This is a genomic window from Mesorhizobium sp. M7A.F.Ca.AU.001.01.1.1 (assembly GCF_004022735.1).
GTDB classification, from domain to species: Bacteria; Pseudomonadota; Alphaproteobacteria; order Rhizobiales; family Rhizobiaceae; genus Mesorhizobium; species Mesorhizobium ciceri.
The window spans coordinates 1-4,810 of record NZ_RZPF01000521.1; the positions used below are offsets into that span (position 1 = coordinate 1).

Below are 4,810 nucleotides of genomic sequence, written 5' to 3' on the forward strand. Positions count from 1 at the left end.
GCGATCGTCAGATCGCCCGTCGCATCGGACATCGGCTGCTGGCCGTCCCCGAGACCGACGATGGACAGCCGCGCATGGCCGAGGCCGGCCGCCTTTGTGGTGAAGAACCCCTGCTCATCGGGGCCGCGATGCGCAATGGCAGCCGTCATCCTTTCAAGGAGCGCCCTCCCATCCCGGACAGTGCCGAAATAGCCGCTAAAACCGCACATGCCGAGATATTTCCAAGTCCACCAGCGCGGCCCGGACTATAGCCGCCAAGATATCGGTAGGTGTTAAATATTTGGGACTATTCATGAGAATGGTAAATTTTGAGCGGCCGCCGACGGCTGATTCCTTGCGTGAGCATTGGATCTGCCGCGAGATGAGGGCAATGAAGCTTTTGGCGTCGTGTTCGCATGATGTTCACGGGGTCTGAGGGGCAGGCCCTCATCGCCTTCTGTCGAGGGCTAGGTCTGGGACTTCTCAAGGTCTGTCGTTGTCGGGGAAAGTGGTCCGCGCGGCAGAATGAAATCTACGACGGTGCCATTGCCGGAATTGAGGCAGGCGTGGCCGCATGCCGCCTTGGCGTAACGGCAAGCGATCTGTACAAGGCAGTCCTCGATGTTCTTGACGGCCGCGGAATTTTTTGCGGCTACCCAATCTATGGCCATTCCTTCGGACTGGGCTGGGGCGGACCATGGTTAGTGCCAGATAACAGCTTCAAGGTTGGAGCCGGGATGGCCATCGCCGTCGAGTGCATGGCGGGCCGCGAAGACGTCGGCTATGTCAAGTTCGAGCACAATTGTCTATCCTGATCGCACCGAGCTCATTTCCACCTGTCCGGCGAGGCTCTGAAGACTTGCCCTCAAACGCATGCCCAAAACACAGCTGGTATTGGTAGCAATCCGAGCGGACCAGGCGAGGCTGCCTCACTGCCGGGTAGCGAGAGAACCCACTTGGTGAACTCACGCGTGCGCCTGACATTCCGGGCACCGTGGACACGCGTCAAGCCGAGAGGATACTGCGCGAGCGATATCGAGTCCATGTCAAGTACCGCAATGTAGAGAACGTCGCGACTGCGCGTTTCTTTCCAGTTTTACATGCACGAGGACGAACCAGATATTGTTGCCGAAGGTCGAAACCAGCCGTCGCTGACACTCATGGGAGTATGGCGGTCCCGAACAGGATGCCGTGACGCCCGACCGTGGTGATCGGGTCCGGCAGCTTCCACATGGCGGGTCTTTCTTCTCGATGCGAGCGACCTGGCGCCAGGCACAATCCCATTGTCCTTCCTCACCCTCGCAGCGGTTGCCGGCTGGCGGCAGCAATGCGCCTGATCTCGGAGTTCGGCAAACTTTACCTTCGCCCGAAAGCGGACGGTCTGCCAAAGGTAACATGACTGCGTTGCTGGACGACGGGCCTGATCCAGCAATGACCCCGTATGTCAGGTTCCAACAGTATGGGAGGTTGTCCTGTCGACTATCATTGCCGTCGTCCTTCTTACTGCTCACATGCACGCAACTGCGGCGATGAGTTGTCGGACCGGCTGGATCCTATAAAAAGCCGGCCTTTCTGAAGCCGGAGAGGAAGTGTTCGAAGGAAGATGGGTCTGCGAAGGGAAGGTGGGCAAGGTAGCCAAGCGAGAGGTCCGGTTGCAGCCTCAGTGTGGCTTCGACTGCGACATGCGCGTTTTCCATCTCGCCTAGATGGGCGTAGGCCGCCGCGAGAAAGGCATGGATGAAGAACTGGTCGCCGGCCTTCCGATAAGCGTCGATGGCGTCGGCGTATCGGCCGAGCAGGAAGAGCGCGCTTCCCTTCACCTCCCAGAACCAGACCGGGGGCAACGGGTCGAGCAGTATGGCCCTTTCGAGGACCGCCAAGGACTGCTGAGGCTGGCCGCCGTAGTTGAGCCAGCTTGCATAGTCTCCGGCAATGTTGACGTCGTGCGGATTGAGCGTACGGGCCTGCTGGAAATGCAGTCCGGCATCCCCATGCTGGCGCATATGTACAAGCACGAGACCCATGCTCTGGTTGCAGATGCCGTCATTCCGGTCGAGCAGGAGCGCTGTGCGCGCAGACCGCAAGGCACTTTGCAGCGTACGAGGATCGCGGTCGTACCAGAATCGCGCAACCAGGCACTGCGCTAGATAGGCATGCCCTTGAGCAAAAGTCGGATCGAGTTCGGCGCTCCGGGTAAACATGGATTCGCCCTTGTCCATTTCATACTGATGGTAGTGCGCGCGACCCTGCAAGTAGTAGTCGTAGGCGGCCCAATCGGCCGGCGGCGTTCGCCGCGAGCGGCTAGTCGCATCTGCCTCGGCGGCGCCTTGGACGGTTGAAGCCACGAGGGCCGCCACCTCCTCCTGAACCGAAAAGATGTCCTCAAGCGCCCTGTCGTAGCGTTGAGCCCACAAATGGAAGCCGCTGGCGCCGTCGATCAGCTGCGCCGTGATCCGGATACGGCTCCCGAGCCGTCGCACGCTGCCCTCGACGAGGTAGCGCGCGCCGAGTTGCCGGTGGACTTCCGCGCCCTCCGGCGCTGGCCCACGAAACTGAAAAGATGAATTACGCGCGATCACCACGAGCGACCGGTAACGCGCCAGTTCAGTGATGATATCTTCGGTGATGCCGTCGCTCAGATAATGCTGGTCCTGATCGCCGCTCAAATTGGCGAAGGGCAGCACGGCAATGGTGGGTTTGCCGGACGGCGCGATTGGTCGCTGCACTGAACCTTCCACGCGCTCGACAGGCGCGGTGAAGCGGTAGCCGACGCGAGGCACGGTGGCGATCCAGTCGCCACCTTGGTCGGTGGGGCCGAGCGCCTTCCTCAGCGTCGCAATCTGGACGGTGAGATTGCTTTCCTCGACCGCCAGGCCCGGCCAGGCAGCTTCCATCAGCTCGGCCTTGGTCAGGATGTCGCCGGGCCGGGCCGCAAGCGTGGCGAGCAGCGTGATGCCGCGATGCCCGATGGAGATCGGTATTTCATGTCGCAGGAGCGTCCCCTTCTCAGGGTCGAGCACGAACGGACCAAAGGTGAGGTGAACCCGTTGCATCCCGCCATATTAAACGTTTCGGAATTTTTCGGAACAGTTTCGGCCGCGCTTTAGTACGCAGGTCCGCTCATCCGCCAAAGTAGCGTTATCGATTTTAGCAGCACCAAGAAAGGACGAGCCAAATGAGCACGCAGCTTTCTCTTACCTCAAGACTCTACCAGTCTCTCTGGAGCGAACAGCCGACGTGGACGACTGAACCGGTATCGGTCTGGGCGAGACTCTTCGCCCTGCGCGGCCTGGTCGCGGTCTGGCGCGAGCGCAAGTACTATCGCGAGGAACTGAAGCGACTGGCGGAAGATGGGCCTCAGCGGATCGACGACGTCGGTCTCACCCTGGCTGCCGTCGAGGCGGAACTTCAAAAGCCGTTCTGGAAGGTGTGATTTGCATCCATAGCTGTGAACGATTGTCTGCACAGGGCCAGCAAACTCCGCAAGTACTGTCTCATCGACGCCGCAAAGAGACGACCGGCATGTTCTATCAGTAGCCGATCAAGGACCTGCCTGTAGGCCGGGGTAGGTGCAGCAATGCTCCGCTCATCCTGGCCTGCCGGCCGGACCTCGGCGGCCAATTCTGCCGCCAGAATTGTAATCATTCTTGTCCGGCATTTGAGGGAAGGACCAACCTGTAACCGCGCCTCGGCACTGTCTGCACGACGGCCTGGCGACTGTCGTGAGCGCCGCACGGATCTCGTGAATGCATTGGACCAGGCTGTCATCGGTGACGGCTAGCCCGTTCCAGACCGCCTTCATCAACTCGTCCTTGGTGATGACGCGATCAGCGTTCTCCAGAAGGTGGCGAGGTACGCGAAGGTCTGGTGGCGAACTGCGATTGTCCTGTTGAATTGGTCGCGCAAGGTCTCCCTACTCACGTCGGCGGTCACGCCGTTGAGTACGAACGTTGTAGGCGGCGAGCTATTCAAGCCGGTTCCCCTCAAGCACGAAGCCGCAGTCCAAAACTAGCACGGTTTCGCGCTGCGAAGACTGATCATCATCCAGCGCGTGCGGGGAGCTCGGATTTCGGCGAATGATCGTAAGCCGTTCGTGACTTGGCAAATGCCCAGGCGAGAGTCGCTACCGTACGCCGACTTGAATTGTGCGTTAGTGCATTGGCAGGATGTTCTGGTTGAGGCGGAACAGATTGTCCGGATCGTATCTGTGCTTGATCTTGGCGAGCCTCCCATAGGCTTCGGCTCCCAAGGCGTCGCGTACGAGGTCCGCTCCTTCGCCATGGCCGGGGAAGTTCAGATAGAGGCGCCCGGTCGAGTAGCGCTGCACGTCCTGCCAGAAGCTGCGAACCCAGCTGATGTTCGCGTCGTCCTCATCAGCGCCTGGCCAGATGGCGTCGAGGCTGAGCATGAAGGGCATGGACCGGTCACCGAAGGCAGTGGCATCGGCTGCAACGCGCTGGACGAAACCGCCGAACTTCCAGATCGAGGCGAAGGTCATTTCGGAGGGCCGCTTCGCCATCCGCGCGGTGATCTCCCCGATAACCTCGTCGTCGAGGCGCGAGAGGTAGGTGGATTTCCAGTAGCAACGGTCGCGGCCTTTCGGGAACAGGCCGTCATAGAGCGACTGGATGGTGCGATACGGCATGCGCCCGCTGAAATCGACAAGCGGTGCTCCAAAACTGCGTAAGGGCGCCACGACCCGCTCGCCCTCGTCGGCCAGTCCGTCATAGACATGCGCAAGCGCCAGGACGCGCCGGCCCCTTGCACGCTCGGGAATCGAGGGATCGTTCGGCAGCGTGGAGAATTCCGCTAGGCCGCTCAGGCGATCGGG

General features: G+C 60.6%; 5 protein-coding genes and 1 pseudogene. 2 read left to right on the forward strand and 4 right to left on the reverse strand.

Going from position 1 to position 4,810, the window contains the following annotated elements; genetic code table 11:
• Window positions 1-209, reverse strand: a pseudogene (locus tag EN884_RS26010) (asparagine synthetase B); the annotation flags it as partial.
• A gap of 186 nt (window positions 210-395) precedes the next feature.
• Between EN884_RS26010 and EN884_RS26015 the strand changes: the two are divergent.
• Window positions 396-794: a M24 family metallopeptidase gene (locus tag EN884_RS26015; protein ID WP_063170504.1), complete on the forward strand. Its 399-nt coding sequence runs from the start codon at window positions 396-398 to the stop codon at window positions 792-794.
• A 738-nt stretch (window positions 795-1,532) separates the two neighbouring features.
• Here EN884_RS26015 and EN884_RS26020 read toward each other — a convergent pair.
• Window positions 1,533-3,032, reverse strand: coding sequence for a winged helix-turn-helix domain-containing tetratricopeptide repeat protein (locus tag EN884_RS26020; RefSeq protein ID WP_063170503.1), 1,500 nt, complete (start codon window positions 3,030-3,032; stop codon window positions 1,533-1,535).
• 122 nt (window positions 3,033-3,154) lie between these two features.
• Here EN884_RS26020 and EN884_RS39075 point away from each other — a divergent pair, with 122 nt between their 5' ends.
• Window positions 3,155-3,412: a hypothetical protein gene (locus EN884_RS39075; protein ID WP_063170502.1), complete on the forward strand. Its 258-nt coding sequence runs from the start codon at window positions 3,155-3,157 to the stop codon at window positions 3,410-3,412.
• Between the two features lie 153 nt (window positions 3,413-3,565).
• On the opposite strand, the gene EN884_RS39795 is transcribed toward EN884_RS39075, so the two are convergent.
• Entirely contained in the window at window positions 3,566-3,781 is a 216-nt protein-coding gene (locus EN884_RS39795) for a hypothetical protein (protein ID WP_342030149.1), read from the reverse strand.
• 348 nt (window positions 3,782-4,129) lie between these two features.
• Window positions 4,130-4,810 (reverse strand): BBE domain-containing protein (locus tag EN884_RS26035; RefSeq protein ID WP_206617637.1); only part of this gene is annotated, 681 nt, incomplete at its 5' end.

Coding starts and splice junctions, on each gene's coding strand:
- EN884_RS26015 (WP_063170504.1), top strand. CDS start 396: ATGATGTTCACGGGGTCTGAGGGGCAGGCCCTCATCGCCTTCTGTCGA.
- EN884_RS39075 (WP_063170502.1), top strand. CDS start 3,155: ATGAGCACGCAGCTTTCTCTTACCTCAAGACTCTACCAGTCTCTCTGG.
- EN884_RS26020 (WP_063170503.1), bottom strand. CDS start 3,032: ATGCAACGGGTTCACCTCACCTTTGGTCCGTTCGTGCTCGACCCTGAG.
- EN884_RS39795 (WP_342030149.1), bottom strand. CDS start 3,781: ATGAAGGCGGTCTGGAACGGGCTAGCCGTCACCGATGACAGCCTGGTC.